The sequence below is a fragment of the Pontibacter sp. GD13 genome (assembly GCF_058216355.1).
Map to the genome: position 1 here is coordinate 395,725 of NZ_JBYZMQ010000002.1, position 19,106 is coordinate 414,830.

At 48.3% G+C, this 19,106-nt stretch carries 20 protein-coding genes; 10 read left to right on the forward strand and 10 right to left on the reverse strand.

Annotated features, from left to right (window positions below):
* Positions 1-3 precede the first annotated feature (3 nt).
* The 6 genes from AC4BAN_RS05340 to AC4BAN_RS05365 form a co-directional block, all read right to left on the reverse strand.
* The gene (locus AC4BAN_RS05340; protein ID WP_490563344.1) at positions 4-1,068 is read right to left on the reverse strand and encodes a proline iminopeptidase-family hydrolase; all 1,065 of its coding nucleotides are present in this window, start codon (positions 1,066-1,068) and stop codon (positions 4-6) included.
* Positions 1,069-1,141: 73 nt separating this feature from the next.
* The gene (locus AC4BAN_RS05345; RefSeq protein ID WP_490563345.1) at positions 1,142-1,633 is read right to left on the reverse strand and encodes a VOC family protein; all 492 of its coding nucleotides are present in this window, start codon (positions 1,631-1,633) and stop codon (positions 1,142-1,144) included.
* Between the two features lie 173 nt (positions 1,634-1,806).
* A complete protein-coding gene (locus AC4BAN_RS05350; protein ID WP_490563346.1) occupies positions 1,807-2,733 on the reverse strand; it encodes a mechanosensitive ion channel family protein in 927 nt (308 codons plus the stop codon).
* Positions 2,734-2,948: 215 nt separating this feature from the next.
* On the reverse strand, positions 2,949-3,689 hold the full coding sequence (locus tag AC4BAN_RS05355; RefSeq protein ID WP_490563347.1) for a hypothetical protein: 741 nt from the start codon (positions 3,687-3,689) through the stop codon (positions 2,949-2,951).
* Between the two features lie 168 nt (positions 3,690-3,857).
* Positions 3,858-4,643 carry a bestrophin-like domain gene (locus AC4BAN_RS05360; RefSeq protein ID WP_490563348.1) on the reverse strand — a complete coding sequence of 262 codons (786 nt, stop codon included), beginning with the start codon at positions 4,641-4,643 and terminating at the stop codon, positions 3,858-3,860.
* Between the two features lie 141 nt (positions 4,644-4,784).
* Entirely contained in the window at positions 4,785-5,591 is an 807-nt protein-coding gene (locus tag AC4BAN_RS05365) for a tRNA pseudouridine synthase A (RefSeq protein WP_490563349.1), read from the reverse strand.
* A 154-nt stretch (positions 5,592-5,745) separates the two neighbouring features.
* Between AC4BAN_RS05365 and AC4BAN_RS05370 the strand changes: the two genes are divergently transcribed.
* Positions 5,746-7,494 carry an ABC transporter ATP-binding protein gene (locus AC4BAN_RS05370; protein ID WP_490563350.1) on the forward strand — a complete coding sequence of 583 codons (1,749 nt, stop codon included), beginning with the start codon at positions 5,746-5,748 and terminating at the stop codon, positions 7,492-7,494.
* A gap of 116 nt (positions 7,495-7,610) precedes the next feature.
* On the opposite strand, the gene AC4BAN_RS05375 is transcribed toward AC4BAN_RS05370, so the two are convergent.
* From AC4BAN_RS05375 to AC4BAN_RS05385, 3 genes are all read right to left on the reverse strand, one after another.
* Positions 7,611-8,090 carry a hypothetical protein gene (locus AC4BAN_RS05375; RefSeq protein WP_490563351.1) on the reverse strand — a complete coding sequence of 160 codons (480 nt, stop codon included), beginning with the start codon at positions 8,088-8,090 and terminating at the stop codon, positions 7,611-7,613.
* A gap of 325 nt (positions 8,091-8,415) precedes the next feature.
* Positions 8,416-8,616 carry a helix-turn-helix transcriptional regulator gene (locus tag AC4BAN_RS05380; RefSeq protein WP_490563352.1) on the reverse strand — a complete coding sequence of 67 codons (201 nt, stop codon included), beginning with the start codon at positions 8,614-8,616 and terminating at the stop codon, positions 8,416-8,418.
* Complete coding sequence (locus AC4BAN_RS05385; RefSeq protein ID WP_490563353.1) at positions 8,613-8,939, reverse strand: hypothetical protein; 327 nt, start codon at positions 8,937-8,939, stop codon at positions 8,613-8,615. Before AC4BAN_RS05385 ends, AC4BAN_RS05380 begins: the two co-directional genes overlap by 4 nt.
* Before the next feature lie 585 nt (positions 8,940-9,524).
* On the opposite strand from AC4BAN_RS05385, the gene AC4BAN_RS05390 reads away from it, so the two are divergent.
* Positions 9,525-10,157 carry a DUF4403 family protein gene (locus AC4BAN_RS05390; RefSeq protein WP_490563354.1) on the forward strand — a complete coding sequence of 211 codons (633 nt, stop codon included), beginning with the start codon at positions 9,525-9,527 and terminating at the stop codon, positions 10,155-10,157.
* Between the two features lie 586 nt (positions 10,158-10,743).
* Here AC4BAN_RS05390 and AC4BAN_RS05395 read toward each other — a convergent pair.
* Positions 10,744-11,277 carry a hypothetical protein gene (locus AC4BAN_RS05395; RefSeq protein WP_490563355.1) on the reverse strand — a complete coding sequence of 178 codons (534 nt, stop codon included), beginning with the start codon at positions 11,275-11,277 and terminating at the stop codon, positions 10,744-10,746.
* Between the two features lie 242 nt (positions 11,278-11,519).
* On the opposite strand from AC4BAN_RS05395, the gene AC4BAN_RS05400 reads away from it, so the two are divergent.
* From AC4BAN_RS05400 to hrpB, 8 genes are all read left to right on the forward strand, one after another.
* Positions 11,520-11,840, forward strand: coding sequence for an ArsR/SmtB family transcription factor (locus tag AC4BAN_RS05400; protein WP_187065905.1), 321 nt, complete (start codon positions 11,520-11,522; stop codon positions 11,838-11,840).
* Positions 11,837-12,346 carry an SRPBCC family protein gene (locus AC4BAN_RS05405; RefSeq protein ID WP_490563356.1) on the forward strand — a complete coding sequence of 170 codons (510 nt, stop codon included), beginning with the start codon at positions 11,837-11,839 and terminating at the stop codon, positions 12,344-12,346. Before AC4BAN_RS05400 ends, AC4BAN_RS05405 begins: the two co-directional genes overlap by 4 nt.
* 1,001 nt (positions 12,347-13,347) lie before the next feature.
* The gene (locus AC4BAN_RS05410; protein ID WP_490563357.1) at positions 13,348-13,509 is read left to right on the forward strand and encodes a hypothetical protein; all 162 of its coding nucleotides are present in this window, start codon (positions 13,348-13,350) and stop codon (positions 13,507-13,509) included.
* An 84-nt stretch (positions 13,510-13,593) separates the two neighbouring features.
* Complete coding sequence (locus tag AC4BAN_RS05415; protein WP_490563358.1) at positions 13,594-14,169, forward strand: hypothetical protein; 576 nt, start codon at positions 13,594-13,596, stop codon at positions 14,167-14,169.
* A 470-nt stretch (positions 14,170-14,639) separates the two neighbouring features.
* Complete coding sequence (locus tag AC4BAN_RS05420) at positions 14,640-14,852, forward strand: helix-turn-helix domain-containing protein (RefSeq protein ID WP_490563359.1); 213 nt, start codon at positions 14,640-14,642, stop codon at positions 14,850-14,852.
* Positions 14,853-14,855: 3 nt separating this feature from the next.
* The gene (locus tag AC4BAN_RS05425) at positions 14,856-15,179 is read left to right on the forward strand and encodes a HipA N-terminal domain-containing protein (RefSeq protein WP_490563360.1); all 324 of its coding nucleotides are present in this window, start codon (positions 14,856-14,858) and stop codon (positions 15,177-15,179) included.
* A gap of 6 nt (positions 15,180-15,185) precedes the next feature.
* Positions 15,186-16,208: a type II toxin-antitoxin system HipA family toxin gene (locus AC4BAN_RS05430; protein WP_490563361.1), complete on the forward strand. Its 1,023-nt coding sequence runs from the start codon at positions 15,186-15,188 to the stop codon at positions 16,206-16,208.
* A 48-nt stretch (positions 16,209-16,256) separates the two neighbouring features.
* The gene (hrpB, locus tag AC4BAN_RS05435) at positions 16,257-18,704 is read left to right on the forward strand and encodes an ATP-dependent helicase HrpB (RefSeq protein WP_490563362.1); all 2,448 of its coding nucleotides are present in this window, start codon (positions 16,257-16,259) and stop codon (positions 18,702-18,704) included.
* Positions 18,705-19,106: the final 402 nt, after the last annotated feature.

Sequence of the window (19,106 nt, forward strand, 5' to 3'; positions counted from 1 at the left end):
TGGCTACTTTTTCTGAGATTCCCTGTCAACTTGTTTTATAAAACTGACCAACCCGTCAAAGTACGTTTTCTGATCATCGTACATCGCCATGTGGCTTCCATTCGGACAATAGAGAGATTGCCCTTTTGGCAGCTGGCTTGCCATCCATTTCATATATTCCGGGTCCATGGTGTCATGCTCGGCACCGATCGTCAGGGTAGGTACTTTTATCTGAGGCAGGTCACGCGATCTGTCCCAGTTCCTGAGGGAGGCCTGTTCTGTAATGCCGAATTCGCTTGGACCCTGCATCTGCACATATATCGTTTGGTTCATGTGGTTAAACATGCGCACCGTTGGCTCCGGCCATTTTTCAAAAGGCATGCGCAGCAGGTGTTCCGTATAAAAATTAGGGAGCAGCAATTCCATGTAGCGCGGGTTCTGAAAGTCGTTGTTGGCTTCGATCTGCTTGATCTCGGCCAGTACCTCAGGGTTCAACTGCGGACCCAACACTTCCTGGGCATATTTGTTGTAAGCCGGAACGCTGGCAACCATGTTCGATATGATCAGGCCTTTCAGGTTGTCCTGGTATTTAAGGGCATACTCCGTGGCCAGTATGCCACCCCATGAGTGGCCGAGGAGGTAAAAATTATCCTTGTTCAGGCCCAAAGCTTTCCGCACCTGTTCCACTTCTTCCACAAAACGCGCAGTGTTCCATAAGCTGGTGTCGTTTGGCTGGTCGCTGTAGTGTGAGCCCAGCTGATCGTAGTAGAAGTACTCGATGCCAGCCTTTGGTAAATAACTGTCGAAGCACTCGAAAGCCTCGTGCGTGCCACCCGGCCCGCCATGTAGCAGCAGCACCTTCATGGTAGGGTTATTGCCTACCCGCTTTGTCCAGACATTAAAATCGCCTTTGGGTGTAGAGATCGTAATCATACGGGCACCGCCACTTATTTCATCCGGCTTGCCGGAACTATCCAGGTAGGCAGCTGTGGGGGTACCGTTTTCGGTGGTTGCCACCACATCAGCGGAAGAGGTGCATTGCTGAAACAGCAACATCACTATCAGTAAAGCAGGTAGAATACGTTTCATATGTATCAAATTTAGAGGTATATCGAAATGAAGATAGGAAAAAATTGGCAGAAAGAATTGTAAGCCGTCTTTACTATTCCAGTTCCTGCAGCAGATTCTCCAGGTCGAGCGGACGCGTGTACATGTTCAGTGAACCATCGGGGTTTTGTGGCCAGCGCTCCTGCGGTCTGTCCCAGTAAAGTTCTACGCCATTATGGTCGGGGTCTGATAAATACAAAGCTTCCGAAACACCGTGGTCAGAGGCTCCCGCCAGCGGGTAACCTGCATCCAGCAACCGTTTAAGGATAGCGGCCAGATCTTTACGGGTAGGATAGACAATGGCTGTGTGGAACAAGCCGGTGCTCTGGACGGGTGGGGGAGAGCCGCCTTTGCTGTACCAGGTATTCAGGCCGATGTGGTGGTGATAACCTCCAGCTGAAATAAAGGCGGCATCGGTGCCGTACGTGGTGGTCAGCTCAAAGCCAAGTAAGTCGCAATAAAACGCCAGCGCTCTGGGCAGGTCTGAAACTTTCAGGTGCACATGGCCAATGCGCGTCTGGGTCGGTATTGTATAATCCTGTTTCATGGCTTGGCAGATTTCAAAACAGTACGAATGTACGCAGTCCACATTATTTCAATACTGCTCATGGCACTTTTGTTAATGTCCTTCACCCTACGCATGTTTCATTTAAACAGTAAAGGGTAGGTTTATGCCCTTATAACATGAAAGGAGCGGAAACAGATATTGCCGCAGCTGGTTTAGTCAAGCTGTCCGGGCTTTGCGGCTTGTTCCACCATCCGGATAGGAATATCCTTTTGGTAATCGTAGAGCTTAAGCTCCTGGATATCGGCGGGCAACCCGAAGCCATTCTCCAGCAAAGCTTTGGTCACGGCCTGCATGATGCTTCCTTTCAGTAAGAGCACCGCCTTTTTGTAATCTGTAGTTTCGGCCCAGAAAAAAACTTTGATATTCACGGTGCTAACGCCCAGCTCTTCTACAGTGGCATAGGGCGGGTCTTTTTCCAAAACACCATCCACGCCCAATGCTGTTTTTTCGATCAGGTTAATAGCATCCTGAATGTTATCATTGTAATCAATTCCCACTACAAAATCCATCCGGATCAAGCCGTTTTGGGTCAGGTTGGTCAGCTTAGAGGTCAGGATGGTGGCATTCGGGATATAAACATCCCTACTGTCGAAGGTCAGGATGTGGGTGGTGCGCAGGTGCAGTTCCTTTACCTTCCCGATGGTGTCTTCTACCTCTATGGTGTCGTTGATCTCGAAAGGGCGGCTAAAGGCGAGAATGAGACCGGCCAGAAAGTTCTCTGCGATATCTTTAAAGGCAAAGCCAATCACAAAAGCCGATAAACCCGCGCTGGCCAGCAGTCCGCCTGCAATGCCACTCATGCCCAGGGCCTGCAGCACCAGCAGTATACCGATGATCAGAACAAGCCATTTGGCCACCAGGGCAATGTATTTGCCCATAATCTTATCGTGCGCTTTACTGGTGAGCCTGGCCTCCAGCATCGTTTTCACTTTACCGGCAATCCAGAGTGCGATAAAAAAAATGACAAGTGCCAGCAGGATGTTAGGCAACATGAACAGGAATTTCTCCCAATATTCGTTCGCAACCCGCATCAGGTCATCGGTGGTGTTGTTCAGGTTCAGGCTATTTTCTTCTTGCATATAAAGATTTGTTGGGTAGAAAGGCAGGTTAACAAAGCCAAAGCTCCGCGGTGTAAAAGTCTGCTCGGCTTGCCTGCTGCTAATTAACGAATCGGCATATTTCAAGTTGCATTTACCTGTTTTAAGGCGGTGCCAAAGTTCGATTACTGGTACCGAAATGAGGTGCATGCTGTGAACGCTGCAACGAGTTTTTAAACCGGCACCATAAACTTCAGTCAGGCGCTTTCATTCTCCAGGTCATCCGCATCATCACATACATCAGTTTCTGTCTGCGCTACCCTGGCTTTAACCAATAGGTCTATTGCAAAGGCTGTTTGCGCCTCTTCATAGATCAACTCCCCACGAAGCAGGAACTGGTTCGCATCTAAAAGCACATCGTAAATGGGAGTGTGGATGTGTTTGGGGATTTTGTAAAGACGTGAGTCGTTCTTAGTGAAGGGCGGCGCTGTTTTGGCATGATACAGGTAAGGCAGCAGTGTTTTGGAGCAGCTGATCGCTATGCACTGCACTTCGTGTTCCTCAAAGTATGCCTGTAGCCGCGTGTTGATGTTCTCGAAGAACTCAGTTGTTTCTCCGAGCCGCACGCGTGAACCGGCCCTGGATTTGCCCTTTGTTTTCAGGTATTTGATCTGGCTTGTCCCTTGCTTTTTCCGGACCATATACGACCTGAAAACTTTGTGGTGCACGTTATAGCCATCCTCAAAATAGCCCAGCGCACAGTTGCCAGCCTGTATCAGCAGAATAACATACTTAAAAGAAGTAGCCTGTGCTGCTTTTTGTTTAAAGCTGGTATAAGTAAGGTTGAGGGGTAATCGGAAATACACTTGCCCGGCACTGGTTTGATCCGGTATGAGTTCCAGCCGGTGCTTTTCTGCATCGTAAACTGCATCCGGTAGCGCCACCTCAAGATAATGGAGCAGCAGCTCTGATTTGTCTTTAGATAACAAGCGGTTCATAAGCAGCTGCTGATTTAGGGGATAATTTTTAAAAGGGCAAGATCGGTAAAGTAAAGGAAAGAAAATAATGTGTCAGTCTACCCAGGTTAGACCAGCATAATGCAGACATACCTGTGAACTGCTTACATTTAAGAGTTGGTTTTCAGGAGGAAAAAGAACTCTTCATGGTCAGTCATCTTTTAATTGCAGCATGCTATCCTGGTTTACTTTGATGATGCCTCTTTTGGGTCTGTCGAGGTCTATGACGATGAAAACCACCAGGCAGATCAGAAAACTCATCATCATTGAGGGCACCAGGGACCTCTTCTTTCCTAAGCCGCTCGAATAGCCCATCATGGCGCCAGCGGTGATGAACACGATGAACAGCAAAAACAGGATGACCTCCGGAACATGGAGCTGCAACAGGGCATTTCGTGTTCCATAGGCATCGATCATGTTGTTGAGCGCAGTAATAAAGTAGCCGGACGTTACTGGCCTCGGATCAATTCGGGCAGCTTTCACGGCATTTATCCATACTTCACTCTGAATTCTTTTAGTTTCCTCGTCCAATTGCTCCCTTTCTGTTATCATAGCATCTTCGGTGTTGCTGAGTTGCAATCGGTAATTGATGTATTGTTGCAGCAATTCGTGGGTCAGCGAATCGTAGGGCACAGGCAGGAGTCTGGTACGGAGCAAGGCAGTTCCGATGGCATTTGCTTCATTGATCACAGCTTCACTGCGGTCGTTATACCGTTGCAGGGCCATGTTAAACGTAAAGCCCAGGATAAGCGCCAGCAAACCCAGGGTGCCGGCCTGTATGGTGTTGGTCTGCGTTTTTACATCCGTATCTGTTTTACGCTGGTAACGATGCCCTAATCTGAAACCGGCTTCATTGGCAAGTAAGATAATGACAAACAAAACTGCTACAATTAAAACGCTGTTCTGGTTATACATGATTTCCCTGGTGCTATCCATCTTACGTCAAGATAAGATATGTGCTTCACGAATTTATTTATTGTGCTATACCGCTATACGCAGTTACTGCAGAACAGGACTATGACACTAGTTAAGTGCATCATGCAGCTATAGTTTATTATCGATCTTTCATGTTTAGCACTAAACTGTCGAGTCTGCGTTTAGCTGCTGGTCCTGGAAGGCAGGAAAAGGGTTTCGGGCGGGGAGGTTGAGGTAAGGGTAGGTCACTTTGGTCAAGAACAGGCCTTGCGGGTGCGCCGGGCTGTGTTGCTTTGGGGCACGGGTTGCGGACAAGTAACTTTCAAAGGCATCCAGGCTCAGGGTGCCGCTTCCCACCTGCAGGAGCTGCCCGACAATGATCCGGATCATGCGGCGGAGGTACCTGTTTGCCGAGATCTGAAAACGAAGCCGTTCCCCGCTGCTTTCCGCATGCCAGCGGGCACGGGATACATGGCAGATCGTACTCTCATGCTCCAGCGGGGTTAAGCAAAACGAACTATAGTCGTTATGAAGGGGGAGCAGGGAAGTAGCCGTATTCAGAAGATCCAGGTCCAGGTTTTCCAGGCGGTAAAAGGAGCTGACCTGATTGAGAAAGGGGTCTTTATACGTATGGATGAAATAGTCGTAGTCGCGCTGGTTGGCATCGAAACGGGCATGCGGCAAGCCCTCCATCGGGATGATATCGAATACGGCAATATCCGCGGGTAATGTTTTGTTCACCCTGAAAAGCATGTCAAACTCCCAGGGCTGTGCAACATCCAGGTGAAAGAAGAACTGCGTGGCATGCACCTGTGCGTCTGTTCGTCCGCAGCCTACAATGGCAATAGGTGTTTTCAGGATGCGACTCAGACTATCCTCAATTACCCGCTGCACGTTTACACCGTATGGGTGCCGTTGCCAGCCCCTGTAATTGCCACCGTTATACCCGATATGGAAGAAATACCTCACAGTACTTTTGTCAGTTTCATGCAGTTTTATACTTGCCGCAAGTTACCACATTTTACCGCAAGCTTTTAACCATCGTGCTGGCATTAATTCAAATGCAACGGGCAGCTTTTAATTGCTTGATAAATCGTACTTTCGGACCTGATAAAGTATGGAAATGTCGAAATCAAAAAAACTAGAGCATGTAACCATTGGCCAGGTTTTCAAAACCATCATCTGGCCGCGTAAAAAATACCTGGGTATCGGACTGGTACTCATCATCATCAGTCGCCTGGCCGGCCTGGTTTTGCCGGGAGCCACCAAATACCTGATCGACGACGTGATTCCGAAGGGCGATCTGAGCCTGCTGAAATGGCTCATCCTGGCCGTGGCGGCTGCCATTGTAATTCAGGCGGTTACCTCTTTTGTGCTCACGCAGATCCTTAGCGTGGAGGCGCAGCACCTCATTTCGCAGCTGCGTGCCCGGGTGCAGCGGCACATTATCCAGTTGCCCATCCGCTTCTTCGATAACTCCAAAACCGGTGAGCTGGTCTCGCGCATCATGTCGGATGTGGAGGGGGTGCGCAACCTGGTCGGGACGGGTTTTGCCCAGATGATCGGCGGGGTGCTCACCTCCCTCATCTGCCTGGGCCTGCTTATTTACATCAGTCCGCTTATGACAGCGTTTGTCCTGATACCGGTGGCCATTTTCGGGGTGATCTCCCTGAAAGCTTTCGGGAAGATTCGGCCAATTTTCAGGGAGCGCGGTGTGATCAATGCCGAAGTAACGGGCAGGCTGACCGAAACGCTGGGCGGCGTTAGGGTAATCAAAGGCTTTAATGCAGAGGCACAGGAGATCAAAACATTCGAGGATGGTGTGAACCGCCTTTTCCTGAACGTGAAGAAAAGCCTGGTAACCACCAGCATGGTGACCAGTGCGGCTACCTTATTGCTGGGCCTGGCTTCGGCGGGCATTATGGGGATTGGCGGGTACCTGATCATGGACAACCAGCTAACCTTCGGCGATTTTCTGGCTTTTACGCTTTACCTGGGGTTTATGATCGCGCCAATCCTGCAGATGAGCAACATCGGCAGCCAGTTTACGGAGGCTTTTGCCGGCCTCGACCGCACGCAGGAAATCCTAAACACGCCCCTGGAGGATGAAGGAGGGCACCGAACCCTGCAGCTGAACCAGATACACGGCGACATCCTGTTTGATAATGTGTCGTTCGCGTACGAGGCTGGGAAAGAAGTGGTTAAGGCGATCAGTTTCAGCGCGCCGGCAGGCTCCGTTACGGCCCTGGTGGGCACCTCCGGCTCCGGTAAAACCACCATTGCCGGGCTGGCCGCCTCCTTTCTGAACCCCGACAGTGGCCTTATCACCGTGGATGGACATGATCTGCAGAAGATAAGCCTGCAGAGTTACCGCAGCCAGTTGGGTGTGGTGCTGCAGGACGATTTCCTGTTTGAAGGCACAATTCGCGAAAATATCTTATTCCCTCGCCCCAATGCTACCACGGTGCAAGTACAGCAAGCCGTAGAGGCGGCGTATGTGCAGGAGTTTACAGATCGTTTTGAAAATGGCCTGGACACCTTGATCGGGGAGCGGGGCGTAAAGCTTTCGGGCGGGCAGCGGCAGCGCATTGCCATTGCCCGGGCCGTGCTGGCCGACCCGCGCGTGCTCATACTGGACGAGGCTACCTCAAACCTGGACACAGAGAGCGAGAGCCTGATACAGGCCAGCTTAAAGACCCTGATGCAGGGCCGCACCACGTTCGTGATTGCGCACCGCCTGAGCACCATTCGCCAGGCCGACCAGATTTTGGTGATTGAGCAGGGACATATTGTGGAACAGGGTAAACATGAGGAACTGCTGGAGAAAAAGGGCAGGTACTACCAGTTGTACACCTACCAGGCCAGAATTTAAAGCGAAACAATTCGCAAAGCGTTAGCAGTATTTTTTGCGGTAGTGATAGGTGAGCATAAAACAGAAGAGGCAGGAGCTTTTAGCTTCTGCCTCTTCTGCATTTAAGAAAGAATGATTTAATTTTTCCTTTCGAATCTCCAGGTATACACGCCCAATTTGGATGTCGTTTTCTGATTGTCCGGCACTTCCTCGGGGTAACCTGCCCAGGCTCTTTCTTCCACCCATACCATGTCAGAATCAGTGAGTGAGGTAACTAAGTAATTGGTCGTGACTGCGTTTTGTTGAAGTTGTATGTGGGTGGAGTCGTTTTTATCCGGGAAGCTATACTTCCAGACATCTTTGTTCGAGCTGCCTTGCAGTGTAACGGTCATTTTTTGCCCGTCGAAATTAAAGTAGGCCTGGCGTGCGACGGAATCGGCATACATCACCGTATCCGTGTCGGAATAATAAATTCGTTTGATGGAAGTATTGGTCCAGTCGCCTCGCATGTCAGCATCGATCTTTGATACTACCGGGACAACCGCATCACCGTCGTCGTTGCTGCAGGAAGTAAAGAAAAGGGAAAAACACAGGGGAATTAATAATAACTTTTTCATAAAAAGTACAAATTTAATAGGTAAAGGTTTTTTATGTAAAAGTTTAATCTATAAGTATAGGGCTTATGGTGTGTGTTTTCAGTTAGGGTAATACGCGTTGTGTGAGATAGGGTTTATTAGAAATGTAATATTTAGCGCATGTACAAAGGAAAGTGACTGGTTTACAGCAACAAAGAATCATGCGGCATAAAGCTTTATATATACCTGCAACGAACAGGTGTTTTTTATAAGCCCGTTGCTTGCACTGTTGTTGTTTTAATAAGAAAGATGATCAAAAAGCACAGGCACGAACATGAAGCACGTGCCTGAGGTGGGGGGCTGGAATCTAGAGACTTTCCTCTTCGTGAAATACTTCTTCGATCTTTAGATTAAACAACCTCGATATCTTGAAGGCCAGGGGCAAACTGGGGTCAAACTTACCTTTCTCAATGGCATTGATCGTTTGCCTGGACACCGCTAACTGATCAGCCAGGTCAGCCTGGGTTAAATCCCGCTCAGCTCTGAGTACTTTGAGGCGATTTTTCATTTGTAGCGATTAAGTCCGATAAAGATGGTTCCCAAATAGGAGAGAGCCATGACCATAAGCAGAATGGAAATCTCTGCATCTCCGGGTATAAGGTTGGTTGCATCCAGCAGGGTATAACTCAATCCGCCAACCACTCCCACACCCAGCGCAATGCCCATGGCTTCCAGTTGTATTTTCTGTTGCATCTCGTCCAGGCCCTTTAAATGCCGGATATTGGCCAGGATCATGCCGACCCCTAATGCCGCATTGAGCACAATCGCCATAACCGTGACGGTAACGTTTTCCTGCCAAATGAACTTTGGCCCGAAGGTAGCTAGAGCCACTGACAGGGTCCAAGCAGTGGTCCAGAAAGCTAACACCTTCGTGTTCTGTCTTTGTTGAATTTTCCAGGTTGCGTTTTTCATAAGTAAATCTTGTTTGATTAAAAGTAAAGTATATTTTACACAATTATACGAGAACTTTTGATATAAGTCTAGTTTGTTTTACAAAAAGTAAATAAGATTTTCGTTTTTTTTTGTGATCAGTCGATTAATTGCCCCCGGCGCTTGAGCTTCGGTGCATGTTATTAAGTATACAAGCTGCTGCAAGTTCGGCGGTAGCTTGATTTGTGGCAATTAAAGTAGTCTATTAGTATAGGTGTTTCCCGTTTTCCTACTTTAGCAAGCTCATAACCTGTTGCCATTCTAATCACCGCTTCCAGCTACGCTCAAACGGGCAGTATGTACAGTTTTTTCACTATATTTAACTTTTGCGGTTAATTTACAGGTTTAATTGCCCTGCCACGCATCTCTTTTTAACTTTAGGCAGCTCGATAAAGGAGGAACAGCCTTGATTATGGTTTTGGACCGGGCTTTAAAAAGAAAGCTTAAACCTGCGGATACCTCCATAATCGTTCTAAACAATAGTCTATGGAAAAACCTATACAACTAAATATACCTATTTTGATTTCGTATGCTGCCCTGGAAACCGTGCTGCAGCAGCAGTTGGTCGGAACCTATATTCCTAAACCTGAGGAAGGCACAGCGGCCAACCCCTACGCGCAGGTGCTGGAGGTCGGGGTTACAGGAAGCAGCGCAGGTAAATACAACCTGCTGCTGCGGGTGCAGCTGAAAATACTGCGCACGCTGCTGAAGCGCGATAAAGTGGATCTGTACGTATCGGCAGCTTTGGCCTTCGACAACTCCTCCCAGCAATTTTATGTGCAGCAATTTTCGATGGAGTCGCATACGTCCAGTGGTTTTTATAACTCGGCGCTGCAGGTGCTGGTCAATAAAGTCGCCTATAGCCAGATTATTGAGAAGACCAGGATAGACCTGAAACCGATTATTGCGGCAGAACTTGCGAAAGTGAACAGTCAACTGGAACAGGGTATGGAGCTGAAAGGGCTAACCTTGAAAGGTGTTGTAGAAGCTGTAGGCGTGCAGGATGTTATGCCGAAGCCCGACGGACTTTCGCTGCGGGTGCAAGCTGCGGGGAATTTGGAAGTAGCCCTACATGATCTGGCCAGCCTGTTACCGCCGCAGGCAGCAGAAGAAAAGTAGCAGCAGTTTGCCAGCTACCTGCTGGTGCGTAAAAAGCGTTTGCTCCCAAAAGACTTTGCGGTGTTTTCCAAACCCGCGAGTGTCTATGGCAATGGCCGCCGCATCCGGCACAAACAAGTATAGCCACGCTTGTTATAACAGACGCTTGCGGGACCTCCAGATGCTGCGAGTTCTGAGCCTCAGCTGAGTTGCTCGTAGCTAATGCGAACTTGCAGCTGTACTGTTACTTTAGCTGAAGTTATGGCTGCGTAGAAAATAAAAGGGCCCGAGCTGCAAGCCTTATCCTGTCCTATAACTTTTCTGGAATGAGGCCATTATGAACTGAAATAAGGGTACATGTCGCAAGTTTAGCGGTAGCGCAACTTGTGACTGCACATGAGGCCATTTTGTAAAGGCGGAGGTATAAAAATGGGTTGCGCCAGTTGCAAACTGGCTCCAAAATCAACCACCTTTACCGCTGCGCTCAAACTGGCGGTATAAATGAGCTATAAAATTGCTTTTCAGAAAAGTTATGGGACAGGATAAGGCAGCAAGCTCGCGCAAGCGGGGGGGAGAAGGTTGTGACTGACTCTACCCGTTCAATTATCTACTTCGCTTTGTCCACGGCTTTTTGCAGTTCGGCTTTGTTCATTTTGCTACGGCCGCTGATGTCCAGTTTTCGGGCTTCCTGCAGCAGGTCGGCTTTGGTGGGCTCGCTGTGCTGTGCTTGCTTTACCTCCTTCAGGGCGCGTTTTACGGCTTGGGTATAAGCCACGTGCTGATCACCTTTTTTAGAACCTTTAACCTTCTTCTGCTCAGCCTCCTTTTGCTCCTGTTTGCTCAGCTTGTCCCAGGCGGCTTTGGGCAGGTAGCGGCTGGTGCTGCTGCCGTGGCGGGCGTCGGCGTCGCCATCGTTGGTTTGCCAGTCCTGGTCAGTCCACTTCTCCAGCGACTTGGCCGCCTCGTCTTTTTTGCCTTTGTAACCGCCGCCCTGCTTATCGTACTCCTGCACAAGCAGTTGGCTCTTGCGTGCCGACCATTGCCCTTTTTTGCCGCCTTTGTCTGAGGCCATCAGCTGGTCTTTAATTTTCTCGCGCAGTTCCGGCTTGGTGTACTGCTGTTCGTCTCTGCTCTCTGCCATTATTTTCATAGGGTTGGTACTGTAGCTTAAACAGCTGCCATGTCGATTGGTTATGCACAGCGTAAGCCTGAACTACACGACAGCAGCAACAGCTGGGGCAACAGAGGGGCTGAGAGAAGCACTTAACTCGTTTAAAGCACCTGTTGCAAATGAGTTCGCTAAAAAATAATCAAAAAATATTATTCGCAACCGATTGTTTGCACGTATAAAAGCAAACAATCGGTTGCATGTTTTAATTTTGTATGAGAAGAGACGTTTTCCAGGCGATAGCAGACCCTACCCGAAGAGCCATTATTGGGTTGATTGCCTTGCAGGCGATGACTCCGAATGCGATAGCCGAACATTTTGACACCAGCAGGCAAGCTGTATCCAAGCACTTGCAAATACTTGTAGAATGCCAGCTTGTAAAGCAGGAACAGCAGGGGCGGGAGATTTACTACCAGTTGGAGGTTGCTAAAATGAAAGAGATTGACAAATGGCTGGAACAGTTCCGAAAGATCTGGGAAGACCGTTTTAACCAACTCGACACTATTTTTTCTAACATAAAACAAAATAAGCCATGAAACACGACCTTGCATTTGAGTTCTCCGTGAACAAGGAAAACAAAACGATCACGGTTAAAAGAGCGTTTGCTACAGCGATCCCGCTGGTGTGGGATGCTTACACAAAAAGTGAGATACTGGACCAGTGGTGGGCGCCTAAGCCCTGGAAAGCCCGCACGAAAACGATGGATTTCAGGGAAGGTGGCTACTGGCACTATGCCATGGTTGGCCCCGAAGGCGAAGAGCATTGGGCCTTGGCAAAGTATAAGACCATAGACCCTAAAAGGCGCTTTACCGCGCTTGATGGCTTTGCAGATGCCGAAGGCGTGGTAAACACAGAAATGCCGCAATCGAAGTGGGAAGTAAGCTTTACACCCAAAGAGGAGGTTACTTTAGTAGAGAACCTGATCACATTCGATGACCTGGCGCAGCTCGAAACCACCATCCAGATGGGCTTTAAAGAAGGCCTGACCATGGCCATGGAAAATCTCGATCAATTGTTGGCTGCCCAGAAACAGGATGCCTAAGGTCTGTAAGCGGCAGAAAAGCAGTCATATGTAATAACATAACTAAAAGCGGGGCTGGTGCATAACTTTAGAGCCTCGCTTTTATAGCTTATAGTACTCACTCATCGTCTGCTGTTGCGAGCTTGTAGCTCGTACCTCCGTTGTTCAGGCAATATCAATTTCCAGCAGCCCATTGCCACCGCTAAAGTCTATCGCACTGCTATACTTCCAACGGTGCGGTTCTGATACAAAGCCGGCTTCCACAGGGTTGTTATAGATATAGTCGATTTTCTGGTCTATTACCGTAGCGCTCCACAGCTCGATGGGCTTGTTGTGTTGCTGCCAGAACTGATGTTGCTACGCCAAAAGATGTGGATTAAAAGACCTCGCGGCGTCTTCCCGAACCGCGAGTGTCTGTGGTAAAAACTACTGCACCAGGCTTTAACACGTATAACCACGGCCATGGCGGCAGACGCTCACGGGTTTGTAAAACGCCGCGAGGTCGGATAGCGGAAAAAGACACCAAGCATAGATCTCCATGCCTTTTTTGCGGCAGTAGTGCAAACTGTCTGTAATCAGGGCAAAGTATTCCTCCCGCGTAAACACGTCTATCACCTACACCACGGCAAAACTCACAAAGTATAGGCCTTCCTTGTTATGAAATTTATACTTCCTGCTCATGTAAGGCTTATACTTTAATTAGCAGTTAGCGGGGTTAGGTATTTGTACGCTAGTGCGAGTAACTATGCTAGTGCGAGCTTGTAGCTCGTAATGTTACCTTTACGAAAGGTATTGCAGCGTGAAAAAGAAAAAGCATGAGTTTTAAGCTCGCTCCAGCTGGCGCAGAACACGCTGATTGTAAACGCCCCTCCAGGAGCCGGTAAAAGCACCTTGCTGCCTCTGGCTATACTTGATGAGCCCTGGCTCAAAGCCAGAAGATCATGATGTTCATACTTTAGTTAAAAATGAAAAAAATCATATATTTGCGATAGTTTCTAATACTTTACTTTTAATTTTTTGAAATGAAAACACGCTTACTTTGTCTTGCTTTGGTATTGTTGCTTATAGTTGGTTGCAGCAAGGAAAAAGAAGAAGCATCTCCTAACCCTGATCCTAAAACCCTATCCTGCAAACTAATGAAGTCAGAAGCGGGGAATAACCGCTTTATAAAAACATATCATTAAGATACTAAGGGTTTACTAATAAAAGTAAATTCTGTTCTTCCTGGTACCACTCAAAATGCAAATTATTATGAATTGGAATACGATGTGAACGGCAAGCTTATAAAAACCGTTTGGAGTAATCCCTCTACAAACTTTTACTATCATTTACTTTACAATTATAATAGTACTGGACAATTGGTTAGGTTAAATCTTAATACCAAAAATTCAGAAGGTACTTACGTACCTGTTAACTATTATGTGTATGAATACAATAGCTCCGAAGAACTGAAAAACCGCCGCCTTTACAATATCGGGGCCGGTAGTGACGCGCTGGTTCAAACCGAGAATTTTTTTTATGAAAAAAGATTGATGGTGAAAATTGAGATGAAAGTGCAAGATGAGGTACACAGCGAGCTATACAATAGGACATATTTTCTGGAATATGATGATAAAAATAATCTTGCCTATGATAATCGTGTGTTCAATTTTCAGGGATATGGCTATCCGTTCAAACATAATATTACCAAAACTACTGTCTTAAATTATAAAAGTCAGGTTATACTAAATGAGAGTTCAACTATTTCATACACATACAACCAACAAGGTTATCCTTTAACATTATCAGGATTATCTCAGAGTAATAGAAGCTGGGATGAAACTTATACTTACAACTGTAAATGATCAGAAAGCCTATTTATTGAGATAAATCACAATAACATTTTATAAAATTGCCAGCAAGTACAGCACTACACTTGCTGGCAATTTTGATTTATTTGTTTCTATATCTTGCCCTTCAACCCATTTACCTTAGACTTACCCGTTCGGGAAATTATACCTGCTGTTAGGGAGCACCCGGCATAGCTGCTAGTAGAAGTAGATGCGCAAATGTTCGGCGCTATATCTACATCCAAAGTATACCTTTTCCTATTGTTGCTCTTCCATGTTTCATGCTAAAGCCACACAATGTAATGTAACTTGTAGCATTATATACCTTTTTGCGCAATGAAATAAGTAATATATTACACTATAATGTGATTTTTATTGCTTTATGTTTACCAGCCGCCATATTTCATATGTAAAACACATTATAGTGTGATAATTGATTTAAAATACCTATTTTTGTAATGTTATACCTTATAAATCACATTATAATGTTGGCTCATGAACTTGGAGATCTAATCAAACGCCGCCGTGACTTGCTGCATATCACACAGCCAGATCTGGCAGAATTGGCTGATATCAATATCAATACCTTATATCGGATCGAAACAGGGAAAGCCAATCCGACACTTAAGGTGTTGCACAAGCTGGCAGAAGTGCTTGGTATGGAGCTAAAGATGGAAGTAAAGAAACTTAACTTATAAGCGATGCGACAAGCGGAAGTTTATAGAAACGGTACTTTAGCGGGGATATTGTCCCAGTACCCTAACAAGCAGTATGAATTTAGATATACAAAAGAATGGTTTCAGAACAGTGAACTGCCTGCTATCAGTCTGACACTCCCCAAAACGCAGCAGGTATACCAGTCTAATCACTTGTTTCCTTTTTTTTTCAACATGCTTTCGGAGGGGGTAAACCGCCAGCTGCAGTCTCGTCAGCTCAGGATAGATGAAAAGGACTATTTCGGCCTACTCATAGCCACTGCCGGAGCCGATACCATTGGGGCTGTTACCATCAAATCATTAGCTTAATCTTGAATGGCTATCCCTGAAATTTTAGTATGTCCGGGCACATTGGCAGCAGGTTACTATACCTACAGCCGCACCTGCTTAGTACGTGTTTTCGGCGGCAAGAAAGTAAGTCATGTGCTACCTTACAATGCCCCGCAGACAAGCGAAGAAGATGCGGAAAAGTTTATAGAGAATCGAAAACGTATCTCCATTTCGGGCGTGCAGGAGAAGCTTTCGCTGGTATTAGATAAGAACAAGCTTCGGTTGACAAAGCCAGGTGAACAAGGTACTTACATCCTAAAACCCATTCCCCGCGATCTAAGAAGGGTGCAACAGGTGCCCGCAAACGAGCACCTGACCATGCAGATTGCACGGCAAGTATACGGGATACAGACCGCTGAAAATGCGCTTATCTTCTTCCAAACAGGAGAGCCTGCCTACCTTACTAAGCGCTTCGATGTTAAGCCAAACAGAAGTAAATATGCTCAAGAAGATTTCGCCTCGCTGGCCGGTAGAACATCCGAGACTGCTGGCCCGGATTTTAAGTACGAATATACTTATGAATCCTTAGCAGCATTGGTCAAACGCTACGTAGCCGCCTCTATTGTGGAGTTGGAAAAGCTGTACTCGCTGATAATATTTAATTACCTGTTTTCAAATGGCGATGCACATCTGAAGAATTTCAGTCTTATCGAAACACCTAACGGCGACTTTGTAATGAGTCCTGCCTACGACTTAGTCAATACACGGATCCATGTGGATGATTCATACCTGGCTCTGAAAGGGGGCCTATTTGAGGACGATTACGAAACAAGTAGCTTCGCAGCAAACGGGTACTATGCTTATGACGATTTTTTTGAGTTCGGATTGCGTATCGGGATCAAAGAATCTAGAGTCATCAAGCTCTTAAATTTATATAGGGAACAGAAGCAAGCCGTAAACGATTTAATAGCACAAAGCTTTCTGGATAACGAAACAAAATCCCTATACCTGGAGCAGTATCAGGCGAATCTTAAGAAACTAAACTACTCTTATAGTAACTTGATTTAAAGGAGTCTCTGTGTCAACGCTTAACTTTTAACTCAAAGCTTTTTTCCCTTGCCCTTCAACCCATTTACCATAGACTTACCCGTTCGGGAAATCATACCTGCCGTTAGGGAGCACTTGGCGGCGCAGAACACGCTGATCGTAAACGCCCCTCCCGGAGCCGGTAAAAGCACCTTGCTGCCACTGGCTATACTGGATGAAGTTTGGCTGAAAGATCAGAAGATCATCATGCTGGAGCCCCGGCGCCTGGCGGCCAAAACCATTGCCGAGCGCCTGGCGCAACTGCTGGGCGAGGAGGTAGGCCATACCGTCGGTTACCGCATCCGTTTCGAGAACCGCATCTCGGAGCGCACCCGCATCGAGGTCGTCACCGAAGGCATCCTGACCCGTATGATCCACAGCGACCGCTCGCTGACGGGCATTGGCATCGTGATCTTCGACGAGTTTCATGAGCGCAGCATCCACGCCGATGTGGCCATGGCCCTGAGCCGGGAGGCGCAGCACACGCTTCGCCCGGATCTGCGCATTATGGTGATGTCGGCCACCCTGGATATGCCCCAGCTTACCAAACTGCTGCAGGCCCCGGTGGCGCAAAGTATGGGGCGGCAATACCCCATCGAAACCTTTTACACCGGCGAAGCCGACGACCGCATGCTGCCCGAAATGACGGCCAAAGTAGTGCAGCAGGCCGCCAAAGAGCAGGAAGGGGATATCCTTGTGTTCCTGCCCGGCGAAAACGACATCCGGAAGTTAGAAGAACTGCTCCGCAGGCAGCTGCGCGATTTTAAGATACACCCACTGTTCGGTATGCTGCCCTTCGGCAAGCAGTACGCCGCCATCATGCCCGACCGCCAGGGCAAACGCAAAATAGTACTGGCGACAAGTATAGCCGAGACCAGTTTAACCATAGAAGGCGTTTCGGTGGTGGTGGATACAGGCTTCGGCAAAACCTCCCGCTTCGATCCGAAGTCCGGTTTGTCGCGGCTCGAAACAGTGCGTATCTCCAAAGACGCCGCCGACCAGCGGGCCGGCAGGGCAGGGCGTTTGGGTCCGGGCACGGCTTACCGCATGTGGAGCAAGACCACGCAGGAACGCATGGCCCCGCACCGCACCCCCGAGATAATGGAAGCCGACCTGGCCAACCTGGTGCTGGACATGGCGCAATGGGGCATTATGGATATCCGTGGCCTTACCTGGCTGAACCCGCCGCCACGCGCAGCCCTGCAATATGCCACCGACATGCTGCACCAGCTGCAGGCGCTGGAGAACGGCCGCATTACGGAGCATGGCAAAAAGATGCACGCGCTGCCATGCCACCCGCGTATCGCGCACATGCTGCTCAAAGCCGAAGAAACCGACCAGGTGGCGCTGGCAAGCGATATTGCCGCCATCCTGGAAGAGCGCGACCCGCTGGACCGCAACGCCGGCATCGATATTAACTTAAGGATTGAAGCCCTCAGAAGGTATAGAAAAGAGCAGGGGCAGGGCAAGCGTTTCGGCAAGATCGAGAAGATCGCCCGCTCGTACCGCGCTATGTTCGACCTGCAGCCGGATAACAGCACTTTTGATGAGTATGAAACGGGTGTGCTACTGACGCATTGCTACCCGGAGCGCATCGCCTACGCACGCCCCGGCAATAATGCGCAGTTCCAGCTGGCAAGCGGCCAGTATGCGTCTGCCGGTCACCGCGACGACCTGGCGCACGAGCCCTGGCTGGCCATCGCACACCTGCACGCCGGTACCGGCGACAACCCGGGCCGCATTTTCCTGGCCTCGCCACTTAACCCCCGCGACCTGGCTCCGCTCGTAAAGCAGCAGGAAGTATACCACTGGGACGTAAACGACGGAGAGCTGACCGCTTCTATGGATACGAGAATTGGAAGTATCGTGCTGCAAAGCAAGCCGCTGCCAACGCCTGATGATAAATACCGCGTACCTGCCATCTCCGCAGCCATAAAGGTAGAAGGCGATCACCTGCTTGACTTTAACCACGAGCTAACACAATGGCAAAACCGTGTGCTGAGCCTGCGCAAATGGCGCACTTCCGAGTTCTGGCCCGACGTAAGCACCAGCACTTTGCTCATGACCAACATGGACTGGCTAAAGCCATACTTATACGACATCGAACACCCCGACGACCTGATGAAGCTGGACCTCAAGCCGATCCTGGAAGCCAAATACCTGAACGAGGAGCAGCGTGCAAGGCTGGAGATACTGGCCCCGGCAAGTATAAACCTGCCAGATGGCTCAAGTATAGAACTGGCGTATAAATCAAACGGAGATCAGCCAACGCTGGAGATTCGTCTTCAGGATGTGCTGGCATGGGAGGAGAGCCCCAGAGTAGATGATGGAGAGATGACGGTGGAGCTGGCCCTGCTTTCGCCGGAGCTGAAGCCGATCACCACCGTATCAGACCTGGCTGGTTTCTGGAAAGGCAATTACCGCGTGATCAAACGGCAGCTGGAAGTGGTGTTCCCGGAGGTGGATTGGCAGCGCTAAGGCTTGGTTTACGTTGCTTCTGTCAGTAACACAAGTTCACCCGGTGCTACACTGATCAATTTGGTGCTGAAATCGCGTGCAATTTTGAGAATGGCCAAATGGTTTTAAGAAATATCCCAGGCTAAATTTTAGTTGCCCTCAAAAAAACACTGGCCAGGCTATCAAATTGCCATCCTATTCTATTTTCACGAGTAACCTCCTGGTAGTCAAGCATGGCGAACAGGCTATAAAGTAAGGTAACTTTAGCTAAGTTGCTTTTTATTTTAGTAATGCACGCGTTTTTGGATCTGTTTTACTCGTATAAAATACTGTAGTTTTAGAATAACTACATAACTCATGTTGCGATTTGTTATATGCATGGAGGGTGTAATATATTGAAGGTGTAATCTCACCCTAGCCCCT